This is a genomic window from Rahnella sikkimica (genome assembly GCF_002951615.1).
GTDB lineage: Bacteria > Pseudomonadota > Gammaproteobacteria > Enterobacterales > Enterobacteriaceae > Rahnella > Rahnella sikkimica.
On the sequence record NZ_CP019062.1, the window covers coordinates 2383703 to 2399880 of the forward strand.

Genomic DNA, 16178 nt, shown 5'->3' on the forward strand with positions numbered 1-16178 from the left:
ATTTCGATATATCTAAACTAGATCGGATTTCAGAATCTGGCAAGTCTGCATGTGCATTTAGATATATCTTTTTTACATCTGAATTTTGAGCAAAAAAAAAGCGCTGAATAATCAGCGCCTTTGATGCGGTTAAGAAACGGTGTTATTTGGCGTCGGCGAGAACTTTGCTGACGATTTCCACGGCTTCTTTCTCGATTTGTTCGCGATGTTCTGCACCGAGGAAGCTTTCACAATAGATTTTGTAGGCTTCTTCAGTACCGGACGGACGCGCGGCGAACCAGCCGTTTTTGGTCATCACTTTCAGACCGCCGATAGACGCGCCATTACCCGGCGCATTTGTCAGACGGGCGGTGATCGGGTCACCGGCCAGCGTGTCAGCTTTCACCTGTTCAGGAGAAAGTTTGGACAACGCGGCTTTCTGCGCGTGAGTCGCAGGCGCCTGAATACGGTTGTAGCTTGGTGCGCCGAAACGGGCAGCCAGTTCGTTGTAATGTTCCTGCGGGTTTTTACCGGTCACGGCCGTAATTTCTGCCGCCAGCAGGCACATGATGATCCCGTCTTTGTCGGTAGACCACGGCGTGCCGTTGAAACGCAGGAAAGAAGCCCCTGCACTTTCTTCGCCACCAAAACCGAAGCTGCCGTCAAACAGGCCATCAACAAACCATTTGAAACCGACCGGGACTTCGACCAGTTTACGGCCTAAGTCTTCAACGACGCGGTCGATCATCGCACTGGAGACCAGCGTTTTGCCGACGGCGACGTCTTTGCCCCACTGCGGACGATGCTGGAACAGATACTGAATCGCCACCGCCAGATAATGGTTCGGGTTCATCAGACCGGCCGGCGTCACGATACCGTGGCGGTCATAATCCGGGTCGTTCGCAAAGGCCAGATCGAATTTATCACGCAGCGCCAGCAAACCGGCCATCGCGGATTCAGACGAGCAGTCCATGCGGATCACACCGTCGTGGTCGAGATGCATGAAGCGGAAAGTCTGGTCAACTTCGTCGTTTACCAGCGTCAGATCCAGTTTGTAATGCTCTGCGATACGCTTCCAGTATTCGATACCGGAACCGCCGAGAGGATCCACACCCAGTTTCAGACCGGCTTTCTGAATCGCGGCCATGTCCACGATGTCGGTCAGGCCTTCGATAAACGGCTGAACCAGATCCTGAGCCACCAGATGGCCACCTTTCCACGCCTGATCCAGCGTCTGACGCTTCACACCGGAAAGCTTCGCCGCCAGCAATGCGTTGGCGCGTTTCTCAATCACAGACGTCAGATTGGTATCTGCCGGGCCGCCGTTGGTCGGATTGTATTTAATCCCGCCGTCTTCCGGTGGGTTGTGCGAAGGCGTGATGACGATGCCATCCGCCAGTGCGCCACCGTTGAGGTTGTGCGTCAGAATTGCGTGAGACACCGCCGGCGTCGGGGTGAAACCGTTATCTTCCTGCACAATGACGTCAACGCCGTTGGCCGTCAGCACTTCCAGCACAGAGATAAACGCCGGTTCGGACAGCGCGTGGGTATCTTTCCCCACGTAGCACGGGCCGGTTGTGCCCTGCTCTTTACGCACTTCAGCAATCGCCTGCGCAATCGCCAGGATATGTGCTTCATTAAAGCTGTGACGCAACGCGCTGCCGCGGTGACCGGACGTACCGAATTTCACGGCATGTGCCGGGTTTTGCGGGTCCGGTTGCAGAACGTAATATTGTGACGTTAACTGCGCCACATTGATCAAATCGCTTTGCTGAGCAGGTTGCCCTGCACGGGGGTGATTAGCCATTGGCGTTTCTCCCTGACGCTGAAATTAGAGGGTGCCGCACACTTTTTCAGTCAGTTCCGGTGGGAACTGCATGAGCTGCATGATGTGTTCGATCATGCTGCGTTTGCGACCTGTGTTGGTATTCGTAATGACCCAATACGACGTTCCGGGAACGTGTTTAGGCTTGGTATGAATGCCGTTTTGCAGCAGAGTTTGCTGGTCACCGGCAAAATAGGTACGCGTGCGGCCGGTCAGAGACTCGGTCGCTGCGCCAAATTCTTTTGGGTTCAGGCAATACAAGGTCGACAGGATCAGCATAAAACGGTTAACCGCTTTGGTCTGCTCTGCATATTCGTCAGACAGCAACAGTTCACGCACGGCACGGACTTTTTCACGCGACGTTGGGGCTGCGGCGGCGACAGGTTTTTCCTGTACGACGGTTCCGGCAATCACCGCGGGCGTTACTGGCGCGGCAGGAGCGGTCTGGCCGGCAGTAAATTTCAACATACGGCGCAAAATATCAGACGCACTTTCACCGATGGCTTGCGTGTGGCTGGCAATGTAGCGGTAGAGTTCTTCGTCAACCTCAATAGTTTTCATCTTTATCCAGTACTGTTTTTTCTACTAAATTCATTCAAAAGGATTATACAAATTTCTACGCGTTTACGAACAGGGGAATTGCGCCGCGAAGCAAAATCCAGACTACTTCCCGGTTTTGCTGCATGCTGGCTCCGGCCCGCTTCGTTTTCGGTAGTCAAATCCCGCTCAGGCATCGGGCAGAAAACTTTCCGTTTTAAAAATTATCCGCCACTCATGATAACCTAATGAGATTGTTTATCTGTATGAACTTCGCCATGAAATTACATTATCGCCTGCAAGAACCTGAAGTCGCTGGCCGCGATGCGCTGCCGGTTCTCCTGATCCACGGATTGTTCGGAACCCTTGATAATCTGGGCGTGCTCGCCCGCGACCTGAAACAACAGCATCGGGTATTGCAGGTTGATTTGCGTAATCACGGGCAATCCGGGCGTTCGCCGGAGATGTCTTACGCCGCAATGGCGCAGGATTTAATGGAAACGCTGGATGACGTCGGTTTCCAAAAATTCATCGTAATCGGCCATTCCATGGGCGGTAAAGCGGCTATGGCGCTGACAGCGCTGATCCCGGATCGCATCGAAAAGCTCATCGCCATTGATATCGCGCCGGTGGATTATCACGTCCGCCGTCACGATGAGATTTTTGCCGCGATTAATGCCGTGACCGACGCCGGAATACGTGACCGGGCTTCCGCCACCGAGTGCATGCATCAGCATATAAAGGAAGATGGCGTGATTCAGTTCTTGCTGAAATCCTTCCAGCAGGGTGAGTGGCGCTTCAATGTGCCGGTTTTGCTGAGCGAGTATGCAAAAATTGTCGGCTGGGAAGAGGTTCCTGCATGGGATCGTCCGGCGCTGTTCATTCGTGGCGGGGATTCGCCTTATGTGCAGGATGCGTATCGCGAAGATATTGGCCGTCAGTTCCCGCAGGCAAAAGCCTATGTGGTCGCCGGAGCCGGTCATTGGGTGCATGCAGAAAAACCTGACGCCGTCCTGCGCGCTGTGCATCGTTTCATCGATTCGCCCGCGGCTTAACATCCTGGGGATAAATTGTGCACAAAGTCTGCACAACCTCGAAAGTTAACATGAAATCAGGGCTATTAAGCGTTGTGAACCCCAGGCGCGCCAGTGTATGATTGCGCGCTATAATTTTGCCGCCCCGTTTTACTCGAAGTGAGTCGCGGGAGGTGAATTGGGTCAGGGTTTCTTAGCCCGAAATGTGTGAAACGCTCGTCAGGAACCGGCTTGCCGTTTTCCGATGTAAAAACTTCCCTGGTTGTACCGCTACCTATGGCAAAAGAACAACTGGATCGCACGACGATTGATCTGTTCGCAGATGACCGCCGTCCGGGGCGTCCAAAAACGAATCCGCTTTCCCGTGATGAACAGCTCAGGATCAATAAGCGCAACCAGTTACGCCGCGATAAAGCGAGCGGTCTGCGTCGCGTAGAGCTGAAAATGAACGCCGATGCTGTTGATACCCTCAATAAGCTGGCAGAAGAACGCAATATCAGTCGTAGCGAACTGATTGAAGAGATGTTGCTGTCGCATCTTAACGGTCAGGAAGGCTGATAAAAAAGCGGATAACCTTCCGGTTATCCGCCTGTTTTCTTTCCTTTTACCGCTTAACGCTCAACCTCTAGAACGTTTCCCAGTTTTCACTGCTTTTCGATGTCAGCATACCGGTTGCAGGTCGTAACAACGGCTGAGAAACTGCGCCCGCAGGCCGTTTTCCGACATTGGTGATGCTGTCTTTGAGCTTGAACGTCGCGACAGCGTTGTTCAGCAATGATGCCTGTTCTTCCAGAGAAACAGCGGCATGCGAAGCTTCTTCCACCAGTGCGGCGTTCTGCTGCGTCACGCTGTCCATTTGTGTCACCGCCACCGCAACCTGACTGATGCCTTTGCTTTGCTCATCAGACGCCGAAGCGATTTCCGCCATGATATCGGTGACATGCGTAATGGAGCGCACCACTTCATTCATCGTCTGACCGGCGTTTTCCACCAGCTTAGAGCCGCTGTCGACGCGGGAAACGGATTCGCTGATCAGCGATTCAATTTCTTTCGCCGCCTGAGCACTGCGCTGTGCCAGATTACGCACTTCGCTGGCGACCACCGCAAAACCCCGCCCCTGCTCGCCTGCGCGCGCGGCTTCTACCGCAGCGTTCAGCGCCAGAATGTTGGTCTGGAAGGCAATGCTGTTGATAACAGACGTAATTTCAGCAATTTTCTTCGAGCTGCCGGAGATGTCTTTCATGGTACTGACGACGTCAGCCACAATGTTACCGCCCCTCTGCGCGGTAGAAGACGCCTCCATGACCAGCTGACTCGCGTGATGCGCGTTATCCGCGTTATGTTTCACCGTGGCGGTCAGTTCTTCCATGCTGGCGGCAGTTTCTTCCAGTGCGGACGCCTGTTCTTCGGTACGGGAAGATAAATCGTTATTCCCTGCGGAGATTTCAGACGCGCCCTGATAGATGTGGTTCGTACAGTTGCGGATGGTCTGAACGGTATTCTCCAGACTTGACTGCATCAGGTTGAGTAACGGAATCAGTTTGCCCGCGCAGTTTTTGCCGAACTCTTCGAGATAATGCGTCAGATCGCCGCTGGCGATAACAGCGAAGTGATTGCGGATTTTATCCAGCGGTTTCACCAGCGCCATCACCAGATAACGGTCAGTCAGCAGCAAAATAAGCAAACCGATAGAGAAAGCCGTCAGCAGGATCACTTTGCTGTAATAAGTCAGATGGTTAGATTGGGTCTGCGCCGCTTCGAAGTCGACCGCAATCTGCCCGCTGACCGTCGCCATTGACGTACCAAAATTACGGCTCAGTGCGGGAACCGTATCGTTGGACAACTTGTTATAAGCATCAAAATTCTTGCTGCTGGCTGCCGCATACAACGGTGTAACGCCCTGCGTGACCAGCGTTTCCCAACTGGAGATGAGCTCCTGAACGGAAGCATCTTCCAGACCCGGATGCGGTGCTGTTTTAAAACTCGTCAGTGCCTGAGAAAGGCCATCAAGGGATTGTTTTGCTGTATCAAAAATTTCCGGCCCTTTTGACGGGTCGGCCTGAAGCTGTGATACAGCACGGCTTAAGCGGGTAACGGTACGAAAATACTGATCATTTCCTTTGCTGATCAGCGCCATATTGTTGACCAGCTCGGTACTGTTTTTGGTATTTTGTGTCAGCGTATTCAGTGAGGTAACGGTGTAAAGGGAGACCCCAGCCCACATGACGCAAAAAATGCCAAGAATGGTTAATAAAGCGGCCCTGATGGTAATATTTTTTAAAAACTGCACGATATGCCTCTCTCGAAACAAGGTTGTTTCTGGTCTGAGGATTGACGGGGATGCGGAGAATCAAGACAGGTAGCCAGCAGGCTTTCGCCCCCGGACATGTTTGAACACCTCTCCGGGCATCGATTTCTTTATTATGTTGAGATTCCTCTCGCATCATCTATCGGCGGGTTGTTCTTAAAATTTAGTATTGTGAGAACATATTTCTTAACTTTGCTTTTGACCTCAATAAGTTTGAGGTTATTGACGGGGTTTGAAAGCACACAAAGGCGATAACACTTAAAAAGATTGCCCGATAAACTTATCCACCAGTTAAGAAGGCGAGCTGAAACATATTCTCCGCCTCGCGAGTTTGCTATTATCTGCGTTATTATTGCCTGCAATGCAGAGCACTTCATTGAGAACAAGAGGTTAGATAATCTTATGGCCGTAGTAGGTATCTTCTTTGGATCCGATACAGGTAACACCGAAAACATCGCGAAAATGATCCAGAAGCAATTGGGTAAAGATGTTGCAGAGGTGCATGACATTGCGAAGAGCAGCAAAGAGGATCTGGAAAAATTCGATATTTTGCTGATCGGAATTCCAACCTGGTATTACGGCGAAGCGCAGTGTGACTGGGACGACTTTTTCCCGACGCTCGAAGAGATAGATTTCGAAGGTAAGCTGGTGGCACTGTTTGGCTGCGGCGACCAGGAAGACTATGCCGAATACTTCTGCGATGCGCTCGGTACCGTGCGTGACATCATCGAGCCACGCGGCGCGGTGATTGTGGGCCACTGGCCAACTGAAGGCTATCATTTCGAAGCTTCAAAAGGTCTGGCTGATGATAAGCACTTCATCGGACTGGCAATTGACGAAGATCGTCAGCCGGAACTGACCAGCGCGCGTGTCGATGCGTGGGTCAAGCAGATCACAGAAGAACTGAGCCTTTCTGAAATTATTGGCTAAAAACCCTGTTGGCCCTGAGGATTTATTCTACAATTGAAGGGCCAAACTATTACTGAAATTAACAATTTAACCGCTACAAAATTGTAACTTTCGGTGGTATCAAGGTACACTGAGTTCATCTGTTTTTTCTATTGATCAAGTCGTTGCATTATCGAATGTGACAAGCATTTTGTGATCTTTATTAACAGGCTACGTTTTTGAGAATCGGCACACATCCCAAAAACGAAGAATCCTTAAACGACAAATTTTTGTGCCGCCGATGCCACAGGCTGCATGCCTCAACTTGATTAGCACATAGTAACAGGACTGAATCCGCATGACTGACAACAACACCGCACTGAAGAAAGCCGGCTTAAAAGTCACGCTTCCGCGCCTCAAAATCCTGGAAGTGCTGCAAGCGCCGGAAGGTCATCACGTTAGTGCGGAAGATCTGTACAAACAACTGATTGATATGGGCGAAGAAATTGGTCTGGCGACGGTTTACCGCGTTCTGAACCAGTTTGATGATGCCGGTATCGTTACCCGTCATAACTTCGAAGGCGGCAAGTCTGTTTTCGAACTGACTCAGCAACATCACCATGATCACCTGATCTGCCTGGATTGCGGCCGTGTTATTGAATTCCGCGACGAATACATTGAAGGCCGTCAGCGTGAGATTGCGAAGAGACACGGTATCAAACTGACCAACCACAGCCTGTACCTTTACGGCCACTGTGAAACAGGCGATTGTCGCGAAGATGATTCTTTGCACAATGATAAACCTGCGCAGTAATCTGCACGGTCAGTCTGAATGAATTAACCGCTGAAAGGCGGTTTTTTTATGCCTGTGATTCTGGCGGCGAGTTAAAACACAAAACCCCGGCAAGCCGGGGTTTTGTATTTATTAAGATCAACGTTAGGACATCACATCCTGTTAATTCGCCGGTTTTGGCGAATTGTTAGAACGGATTTCCTGCCAGATTTTCCCGCAATCTGCCGCGTAAGCCTGACCGTCACCGGTTTTACGCGCCGTCAGGCAACGCTGATAATCCACCACGCGCACGGTTTCCTGCTCGGCAAACTGCTTGTGCTCCTGTTCCTGTTTCAGAACATCAAGGATCGTCTGGCACGACGCCACTTTGTCCGGCGAGCCTTCTGCTTTTATGATGCAGGTGCTGTACGCCTGACGCAGTTTCGCATTTTCGGTTTGTGTAGCCGTGGGCGCACAACCCGCCAGCAGTAATGAAGTCACGACGATCATCAGTAATTTATTCATCGGTTTAGTATCCTCAGAAAATGGTGAATGGAGCGATAACGATGAATTTCACGTCTTTTTCATCCTGGAAAATGTTCCCGTAACCGCCGCCCCAGCTCGGGATATCAGAGTGGTTGTCGTACTGGGTGTAATGCAGTTTGAACAACGTACCTTTCGCGCGGCCTTCCTGAATGGTGTACAACGCATCAAGGCTCCAGGCACTTTCTTTCAGGCGCTGACTCTGATCATAAATGGGATTGGTACTCGGTTTGGCATCCCACGCGTAAACGTAAGAACCGCCCACCGCGAAGCCCGGCAGATCCCATTTCGCCAGATCGTATAACACACCGGCGTAAACAGCTTTTTCGCCGTTGGCGTTGAAGTCAGAACGGTTGTCCCACCACACATCAAGGCGTCCGTTAGAAGAAGAATACGTCGGGGTCATGCGTTGTAAAAAATACCCCTGGTTTCCTTCCGCTTTGACCATCGTCCCTTCCAGACGCCAGTTGAACTGGCCGGTGGTATAACCGAAAGTCAGTGCCTGCAACCAGGCCAAACCGTCGTACAGACTGTTCGGATCGTTCTGGTTGCTGATGCGATCTTCCGCGCCGTAGAACTGGTAGCTGGTGGTGAGCGGATTCCCCATCAGATCAATTTTGTACGACGCCTTGGCGAAGTACTGATCGACATAACTTTCTGCCTGACCAAAGGCCGCCTCCAGCACGAGATCATTTTTGAAGTCGTATTTCGCCCCCAGCGAGTGGATGTAGGAAACACCGGTCTTTTTGTCATTCTGGCGGAAATCATCCATTTCCAGATGCCACGGCGATTTGTATTCATCCGCCCACATGTAAGAGAAACTCAGTTCGCCCGGATCGCCAAAATCATGTTTGTACCCGGCTTCGGCACCGCGATATGTCCCCGGCATAAAGCTCCAGTGCGGGGCGATCAGCGTTTGTCCGGTGGGCTGAATGTAACCGGCGTGCCCCCAGAATCCGCCGTATTTGAATTTACCGGCCGCTTTATAGAGGCTGACGCCGCCTTTATCACCGGAGTAATCTTCGTCATAGGCGTGGTTTTTGGAGGAGAACGCGATTTCGTTCGGGTGGCCACTGTCGCTGGCTTCTGCGAGTTCAATGGCGGTAAATGCGGCAACGTCGATACCGAACATGTCCCACGCATAGCCGGAGGAAAAATCGAGATTCAGGTTGGCGGTCGCGTGCGAAAGGTTGGTAGCGTATTTGTCGTAGTCGGGATTGTTCACCGTGACTTTTGTGCCGTCCGGGCGGGTTTCTTCTTTGGTTTTGTTCAAATCTTTGCGGTCACGTTCGCGCTGCCAGTAATACACACCGCCGGTCAGCGTCGAATCATCAATAAAGCCAGCCGCTCTGGCCTCTTCAGAAAACGTCATTCCGCCGCCCAACAAAGTGCCAGCCAGCGTGTACATCACAGGTTTCAGGTAAGCCGATCCCCTGCCCCTGTTAAGGTGCTTGTGCATAGAAATTCCTCATTTTGACTAAAAAAACGTGCAAAACCCAAACGGGTATTAAAAGCGACCGCCAGAGGCGTAACCGTATAAAGCAGGATTAAGAGTATTTTTCGCGACGCGAATTATCAATGAGTAATTAATCATTGATGGCTGAAGTATGACAAAGTGCACATAAAGATGAAAAAGTGTAACAGAAGCAGTTCAGAAGGGATTAAATCAGTGGATACTTTTAATCGATAAGTAAAACAAATAATTAAGTAAAAATCGTAGTGATTTAAACGTTTCAGCACTTTCACATTCTGAAAAATCATGCTTAAAAAGCGAGCATGAAAAATACATTAATTCGCGATGAAAAAGAAAACACCGCGAATTTCAGACATAAAAAAACGCAGCCGGAGCTGCGTTTATCAATCGTACCTCGGTGACTTACGCGACGGGTTTTGATTCCCAGGTATCACGCAGGCCAACGGTACGGTTGAAGACCAGATTTTCAGCGCTGGAGTAGCGGCTGTCGGCACAGAAGTAACCTTCACGCTCGAACTGCAGGCTGACTTCAGCCTGAGCAGCCACCAGAGAAGGCTCAACGAAACCTTGTGCAATCACCAGGGATTCCGGGTTGATCGTGGTCAGGAAGTCTTCTGCCTGGCCCGGATTTGCCACGCTGAACAGACGGTCATACAGACGGAATTCCGCCGGTTTACCTTCAGTCGCGGAAACCCAGTGGATCACGCCTTTGACCTTGCGGCCATCGGCGGGATCTTTGCTCAGCGTTTCGATGTCGTATGAGCAGAAGATCGTCGTCACGTTGCCTTCGGCATCTTTCTCAATGCGTTCAGCTTTGATGACATACGCGTTGCGCAGACGAACTTCTTTGCCCAGCACCAGACGTTTGTACTGTTTGTTGGCTTCTTCGCGGAAATCAGCCTGATCGATATAAATCTCACGGGTGAACGGCACTTCGCGCGTACCCATCTCCGGTTTGTTCGGATGATTAGGCATTTTCACCATTTGCACATCTTCACCGGTAAAGTTCTCAATGATCACTTTAACCGGATTGATGACCGCCATGGCGCGCGGTGCGTTTTCGTTCAGATCGTCACGAATACAAGATTCCAGCGCCATCATTTCGACGTTGTTGTCCTGTTTCGTCACGCCGATACGACGGCAGAATTCACGGATAGACGCGGCAGTGTAACCACGGCGACGCAGACCTGAAACGGTCGGCATACGCGGGTCGTCCCAACCTTCCACGATCTTATCCGTCACCAGCAGGTTCAGCTTACGCTTGGACATGATGGAGTATTCGAGATTCAGACGGGAGAACTCGTACTGACGCGGATGGCATGGGATGGTGATGTTATCGAGAACCCAGTCGTACAGGCGACGGTTGTCCTGGAATTCCAGCGTACACAGCGAATGGGTGATCCCTTCCAGCGCATCGGAAATGCAGTGGGTGAAATCATACATCGGGTAGATGCACCATTTCGTGCCGGTCTGATGGTGTTCCGCAAACTTGATACGGTAAATAACCGGATCGCGCATGACGAAGAATGGCGAGGCCATATCGATTTTTGCACGCAGACACGCCGCGCCTTCAGCGAATTCGCCGTTACGCATTTTTTCGAACAGCGCGATGTTTTCTTCTACGCTGCGATCGCGGTACGGGCTGTTTTTGCCCGGAGACGTCAGGGAGCCACGGTATTCGCGGATCTGATCCGGAGACAGTTCGTCAACGTAAGCCAGACCTTTGTTGATCAGCTCCAGCGCGTAGCTGTGCAGTTGATCGAAGTAGTCGGAAGAATAGTGAATATCACCACTCCAGTCGAAACCTAACCACTGGACGTCGTGTTTGATCGACTCAACGAATTCGATGTCTTCTTTTGCCGGGTTAGTATCGTCAAAACGCAGGTTGCACTGCCCCTGATAGTCTTGCGCAATACCGAAGTTCAGGCAGATAGACTTCGCATGGCCGATATGCAGATAACCATTAGGCTCGGGCGGGAAACGGGTATGAACGGTATTGTGTTTCCCGGTCGCCAGATCTTCATCAATAATCTGACGGATAAAATTTGTTGGGCGGGCTTCAGCCTCACTCATTGTGCAATTCCTCTACGCAACATTGACTCTACAGATAACCTGTTATGTTCCAACAAGCCACGTCGGGAAACAACCGTTACTTGCATAAAATCGTGGTTATCTGCATACCCCGTGTCCGTAAACAATAAAAAACGGGAAGAGATTGCTCTCTTCCCGCTAAGACTTCGCTTAACTGAATCGACGTCAGGAAATTATTTACCCTGAATCTCAAACAGCTTGGTCTGACCGGCGACGACTGAACCGCTGGCCAGTGAAATCACACCGGTGTAATCATCGATATTGCTGACCACAACCGGGCTAATCATTGAGCGCGCGTTCGCGTTTAGGTAAACCAGATCCAGTTCCAGTACAGGCTGACCGGCAGTAACCGTTGCGCCCTCTTCAACCAGGCGGGTGAAGCCCTGGCCGTTGAGTGCAACGGTGTCGATCCCCATGTGAACCACAATTTCAGCACCGGAAGTGGTTTCCAGGCAGAACGCATGGTTGGTGTTGAAGATTTTCACCACGGTACCCGCAGCCGGAGCGACGACTGTTTTATCCGTCGGACGGATCGCGACACCATCGCCTACCGCTTTGCTGGCGAAGGCTTCATCTGGCACCTGATCCAGCGCCACGATATCACCGGTAACCGGCGAAACCAGCGTTTCAACGACCGCTTTAACGCTGTTTGGCACAGCCTGTGGAGCCGCTTTCACAAGCACTGGCGCTGCTGCGCTGCCTGCTGCAACCGGACCACGCGCCATAACTTTCTTCATGGCATCAGCCAGAGATTCAGCTTTTGCACCGACGATAACCTGAATGCTTTGTTTATTCAGACGAACAATACCGGACGCACCCAGACGTTTGCAGGCTGCATCATCAACAGTACCGGCATCTTTCACGTTCAGACGCAGACGGGTAATACAGGCATCAATGCCTTTGAAGTTATCAGACCCGCCCAGTGCGCTGATGTAGCTCACCGCCAGCTGGTTCAGACCTTCTTCGGTATTGCTGTTCGCTTCCGGTTCACCGATATGGTCGGCGTCGTCTTCACGGCCCGGCGTTTTCAGGTTGAACATGCGGATAATCACGCTGAACAGTACGAAGTAGATGACGAAGAACACAACGCCCATCACCAGCAACATCCAGACGTTTTTACTTGCCGCCGGCAGGTTGTACATCAACGCGTAGTCAATCGCACCTGCTGAGAAGGAGAAGCCAGCGTGGATACCCAGCGCGGTTGCAATGTACAGGCTGATCCCGGTCAGGATGGCGTGGACTAAGTACAGCAGCGGCGCAAGGAACATGAACAGGAATTCTAACGGTTCGGTCACACCGGTCAGGAATGCCGTTACCGCAACAGAAACCAGCATACCGCCCACTAATGGACGACGCTCTTTCGGTGCAGCGAAGTACATCGCACATGCCGCGCCTGGCAGACCAAACATCATGATCGGGAAGAAGCCGGACATGAACATCCCTGCACTGCCGTCACCCGCGTAGAAGCGGTTGATATCGCCGTGGAATACTGTGCCTGCTGCGTTAGTGAAGTCACCAATCTGGAACCATGCGATGGTGTTGAGAACCTGATGCAGACCGGTTGGGATCAGCAAACGGTTTACGAAACCGAAGATACCTGCACCAAATGCGCCTGCACCTACGATCCACTCACCACCGGCACGGATTGCATCCTGCACCGGAGGCCAGACGTAACCGAAGATCGCGGCCAGAATCAGACAGAAGAAGCCCGTTGCGATAGGAACGAAACGTTTCCCACCGAAGAAGCTGAGGAAATCAGGAAGTTTGATATCAGACCAGCGGTTGTAAACCATACCGCCGACCAGACCCGTGATGATACCCGCCAGAACGCCCATGTTGACGGCCGGGTTGATGGTGATCATCGCTTTAGTCAGAATGAAATAACCAATACCACCGGCCAGTGCCGCAGCACCCGCGTTGTCTTTAGACCAGCTTGATGCCACACCAATAGCAAAAATCAGGGCCAGGTTATCGAAGATCCCGCCACCGGCTTGCGCGATGAACGGCATATTAAGAAGATCAGGCTGACCAAAACGCAGCAGTAGCGCCGCGACCGGCAGTACGGCTATCGGCAGCTGAAGTGCTCTGCCTAAACGCTGAAAGAATCCAAGAATATTCACATTTCCCCCTATCCGCCGCCAGGCGAATCACCTAAGTAGTTTAATTAGTATGGTTACTACCTTTACTTACCGTTCCGATTTAACCGACTGCACTTATAACTAACAGCACTGCGAGTGTAAAAAGATTATTTCGTATCGCAAATTAAAACCTCTCTTTTTGTGAGAAATGTCACCAAAAAGAGGTCATAACATGCCATCAGACTGGTCAACACACAAAACTTATTTTATCATTAAAAAAATCTAGACGGCATTGTGCCAGTCATAAACCGCCACGGTGGTTTACGCTTAACAAGACCGCCTTTGAACTGACGAACTTAGTTTTTACTTTGACTACGTATATCCGCAGTCATTGACGTTGCAGGAAGGCAGCAATCGAGTGAATCCCGATGAGCTTACACAGGTAAGTGATTCGGGTGAGTCAAAGCAGCCAACGCATCTGCAGCGTCAAGGACAAAGGATATCAACAGTATATTCAATATTCTGAAACTAGAGGTACGTGATGAGACTTATTCCTTTAAACACCACCACTGAAGTTGGCAAATGGGCAGCACGTCATATCGTTGAACGTATTAACACCTTCAAACCCACTGCCGACCGCCCGTTCATTTTGGGCTTACCTACCGGTGGTACCCCCCTCGAAGCTTACAAACATTTAATCGCCATGCATAAAGCAGGCCAGGTTAGCTTCAAGAACGTCGTGACTTTCAACATGGATGAATATGTTGGCTTACCGCAGGAACACCCTGAGAGCTACCATACCTTCATGTACAAAAACTTCTTTGATCACGTTGATATTCCACGCGAAAACATCAACCTGCTGAATGGTAATGCACCTGACGTCAACGAAGAATGCCGCCAGTACGAAGCCAAAATTAAGTCTTACGGTAAAATTCACCTGTTTATGGGTGGCGTAGGCAACGACGGTCACATTGCCTTCAACGAACCGGCATCCTCACTGGCTTCCCGCACCCGTATCAAAACCCTGACACACGAAACCCGTATCGCAAACTCACGTTTCTTCGACAATGACGTCTCTCTGGTGCCAAAATACGCCCTGACCGTTGGTGTGGGTACACTGCTTGATGCAGAAGAAGTGATGATTCTGGTGACCGGCCACGCGAAGGCTCAGGCGCTCGAAGCCGCTGTCGAAGGCAACATCAACCACATGTGGACAATCAGTTGTCTGCAATTGCACGCAAAAGCCGTTATGGTGTGTGATGAACCGTCCACCATGGAACTGAAAGTCAAAACTGTTAAATATTTCCGCGAGTTAGAAGCGGAAAATATGAAAAATCTTTAACAAAAATTATGCCCAAAGCCAGTCGCGTTGCGGCAAGGCGGCAACGAAGCGAATCTTCGAGAGCTTACTGAAGTAAGTGACCGAAGTGAGTAAGGCGGCCAACGCAGCAGCAGCGTGACTGGTGAAGGGCAAGCGAACGAGGGGGCATGATGTACGCATTGATTAACGGCCGGATCTATACCGGCCACGACGTTCTGGATAACCACGCGGTCGTGATTGCCGATGGCAAAATCGAACGTGTTTGCGCGGTCAGCGAGCTGCCGGACAATGTGGAAACCCGCGATCTGGACGGTGCCATTCTTGCCCCCGGATTTATCGACCTGCAACTTAATGGTTGTGGCGGCGTGCAGTTCAACGATTCACTGGAAGCAATTTCCGTAGAAACGTTAGAAATCATGCAGAAAGCCAACGAAAAATCCGGCTGTACCAGTTTCTTACCGACGCTGATCACCTGTAGCGATGACTACATGAAGCACGGCGTCAGCGTAATGCGCACGTATCTGAAAAAATATCCTCATCAGGCGCTGGGTCTGCATCTTGAAGGCCCGTATCTGAGCCCGTTGAAAAAAGGCACTCACAATCCGGCCTTTATCCGTAAGCCTGACGACGCCATGATTGATTTTCTGTGTGAAAACGCCGATGTCATCACGCAGCTCACGCTTGCGCCGGAACAGGTTGAAGCCCGCTATATCCGCCAGCTGCGCGCGGCCGGTATTGTGATTTCCGCCGGTCATTCCAATTCGACGTATGCCGAAGCCCGCGCCGGTTTTGCGGCCGGTATCAGCTTCGCAACGCACCTTTATAATGCAATGCCGGCAATTACGGGTCGTCAGCCTGGCCTGATTGGTGCAATCTTCGATACGCCGGAAGTGTATACCGGTGTGATTGCCGATGGTTTGCATGTCGATTATGCCAATATCCGCAGCGCGAAAAAGCTCAAAGGCGAGAAACTGGTGCTGGTCACCGATGCCACAGCGCCAGCGGGTGCGAATATTGATGAGTTCATTTTTGCCGGTAAAACAATATACTACCGAGACGGACTCTGTGTGGACGAAAACGGAACACTGAGCGGCTCTGCGCTGACCATGATCGAAGCGGTTCAAAATAGCGTCGAACATGTCGGCATTGCACTGGATGAAACGCTGCGTATGGCATCGCTTTATCCGGCCCGCGCGATTGGCCTAGACGGCCAACTGGGCAGCATTGAAGCAGGCAAAGTCGCCAACCTCACCGCGTTCACTCATGATTTCAAAATCACAAAAACTATCGTTAATGGTGACGAAGTTTAATTGAGCGGATAAAAGTAT

At 51.2% G+C, this 16178-nt stretch carries 13 protein-coding genes; 6 read left to right on the plus strand and 7 right to left on the minus strand.

Annotated features, from left to right (window positions below; translation table 11 throughout):
* Positions 1 to 142: 142 nt before the first annotated feature.
* A complete protein-coding gene (pgm, locus tag BV494_RS11000) occupies positions 143 to 1786 on the minus strand; it encodes a phosphoglucomutase (alpha-D-glucose-1,6-bisphosphate-dependent) (protein ID WP_104922915.1) in 1644 nt (547 codons plus the stop codon).
* 24 nt (positions 1787 to 1810) lie between these two features.
* Positions 1811 to 2365 (minus strand): replication initiation negative regulator SeqA, encoded by a 555-nt coding sequence (gene seqA / locus BV494_RS11005; RefSeq protein WP_104922916.1) that lies wholly within the window; start codon positions 2363 to 2365, stop codon positions 1811 to 1813.
* A 242-nt stretch (positions 2366 to 2607) separates the two neighbouring features.
* Here seqA and ybfF point away from each other — a divergent pair, with 242 nt between their 5' ends.
* Both ybfF and ybfE read left to right on the plus strand, forming a co-directional pair.
* Positions 2608 to 3396 (plus strand): esterase, encoded by a 789-nt coding sequence (gene ybfF / locus BV494_RS11010; RefSeq protein ID WP_104922917.1) that lies wholly within the window; start codon positions 2608 to 2610, stop codon positions 3394 to 3396.
* Between the two features lie 255 nt (positions 3397 to 3651).
* Positions 3652 to 3933: a LexA regulated protein gene (gene ybfE / locus BV494_RS11015; protein ID WP_104924773.1), complete on the plus strand. Its 282-nt coding sequence runs from the start codon at positions 3652 to 3654 to the stop codon at positions 3931 to 3933.
* A 67-nt stretch (positions 3934 to 4000) separates the two neighbouring features.
* On the opposite strand, the gene BV494_RS11020 is transcribed toward ybfE, so the two are convergent.
* The gene (locus tag BV494_RS11020) at positions 4001 to 5665 is read right to left on the minus strand and encodes a methyl-accepting chemotaxis protein (protein WP_104922918.1); all 1665 of its coding nucleotides are present in this window, start codon (positions 5663 to 5665) and stop codon (positions 4001 to 4003) included.
* A gap of 420 nt (positions 5666 to 6085) precedes the next feature.
* On the opposite strand from BV494_RS11020, the gene fldA reads away from it, so the two are divergent.
* Positions 6086 to 6613 carry a flavodoxin FldA gene (fldA, locus tag BV494_RS11025; RefSeq protein ID WP_104922919.1) on the plus strand — a complete coding sequence of 176 codons (528 nt, stop codon included), beginning with the start codon at positions 6086 to 6088 and terminating at the stop codon, positions 6611 to 6613.
* A gap of 316 nt (positions 6614 to 6929) precedes the next feature.
* Complete coding sequence (gene fur, locus BV494_RS11030) at positions 6930 to 7385, plus strand: ferric iron uptake transcriptional regulator (RefSeq protein ID WP_104922920.1); 456 nt, start codon at positions 6930 to 6932, stop codon at positions 7383 to 7385.
* 141 nt (positions 7386 to 7526) lie between these two features.
* Here fur and chiQ read toward each other — a convergent pair whose 3' ends face one another.
* From chiQ to nagE, 4 genes are all read right to left on the minus strand, one after another.
* The gene (gene chiQ, locus BV494_RS11035) at positions 7527 to 7868 is read right to left on the minus strand and encodes a ChiQ/YbfN family lipoprotein (RefSeq protein ID WP_104922921.1); all 342 of its coding nucleotides are present in this window, start codon (positions 7866 to 7868) and stop codon (positions 7527 to 7529) included.
* A 13-nt stretch (positions 7869 to 7881) separates the two neighbouring features.
* Positions 7882 to 9294, minus strand: coding sequence for a chitoporin ChiP (gene chiP / locus BV494_RS11040; RefSeq protein WP_226790081.1), 1413 nt, complete (start codon positions 9292 to 9294; stop codon positions 7882 to 7884).
* A 468-nt stretch (positions 9295 to 9762) separates the two neighbouring features.
* A complete protein-coding gene (gene glnS / locus BV494_RS11045; protein WP_104922923.1) occupies positions 9763 to 11433 on the minus strand; it encodes a glutamine--tRNA ligase in 1671 nt (556 codons plus the stop codon).
* Between the two features lie 191 nt (positions 11434 to 11624).
* Entirely contained in the window at positions 11625 to 13571 is a 1947-nt protein-coding gene (nagE, locus tag BV494_RS11050) for a PTS N-acetyl glucosamine transporter subunit IIABC (protein WP_104922924.1), read from the minus strand.
* A 499-nt stretch (positions 13572 to 14070) separates the two neighbouring features.
* On the opposite strand from nagE, the gene nagB reads away from it, so the two are divergent.
* Positions 14071 to 14871 carry a glucosamine-6-phosphate deaminase gene (gene nagB / locus BV494_RS11055; RefSeq protein ID WP_104922925.1) on the plus strand — a complete coding sequence of 267 codons (801 nt, stop codon included), beginning with the start codon at positions 14071 to 14073 and terminating at the stop codon, positions 14869 to 14871.
* 149 nt (positions 14872 to 15020) lie between these two features.
* Positions 15021 to 16160: an N-acetylglucosamine-6-phosphate deacetylase gene (gene nagA, locus BV494_RS11060; RefSeq protein ID WP_104922926.1), complete on the plus strand. Its 1140-nt coding sequence runs from the start codon at positions 15021 to 15023 to the stop codon at positions 16158 to 16160.
* Positions 16161 to 16178 lie beyond the last annotated feature (18 nt).

Excerpts from the sequence above, each read along its gene's own strand:
- fur (WP_104922920.1), top strand. The coding sequence starts at position 6,930 with ATGACTGACAACAACACCGCACTGAAGAAAGCCGGCTTAAAAGTCACG.
- seqA (WP_104922916.1), bottom strand. The coding sequence starts at position 2,365 with ATGAAAACTATTGAGGTTGACGAAGAACTCTACCGCTACATTGCCAGC.
- glnS (WP_104922923.1), bottom strand. The coding sequence starts at position 11,433 with ATGAGTGAGGCTGAAGCCCGCCCAACAAATTTTATCCGTCAGATTATT.
- ybfF (WP_104922917.1), top strand. The coding sequence starts at position 2,608 with ATGAACTTCGCCATGAAATTACATTATCGCCTGCAAGAACCTGAAGTC.
- chiP (WP_226790081.1), bottom strand. The coding sequence starts at position 9,294 with ATGTACACGCTGGCTGGCACTTTGTTGGGCGGCGGAATGACGTTTTCT.
- pgm (WP_104922915.1), bottom strand. The coding sequence starts at position 1,786 with ATGGCTAATCACCCCCGTGCAGGGCAACCTGCTCAGCAAAGCGATTTG.
- nagB (WP_104922925.1), top strand. The coding sequence starts at position 14,071 with ATGAGACTTATTCCTTTAAACACCACCACTGAAGTTGGCAAATGGGCA.
- ybfE (WP_104924773.1), top strand. The coding sequence starts at position 3,652 with ATGGCAAAAGAACAACTGGATCGCACGACGATTGATCTGTTCGCAGAT.
- chiQ (WP_104922921.1), bottom strand. The coding sequence starts at position 7,868 with ATGAATAAATTACTGATGATCGTCGTGACTTCATTACTGCTGGCGGGT.
- nagA (WP_104922926.1), top strand. The coding sequence starts at position 15,021 with ATGTACGCATTGATTAACGGCCGGATCTATACCGGCCACGACGTTCTG.
- fldA (WP_104922919.1), top strand. The coding sequence starts at position 6,086 with ATGGCCGTAGTAGGTATCTTCTTTGGATCCGATACAGGTAACACCGAA.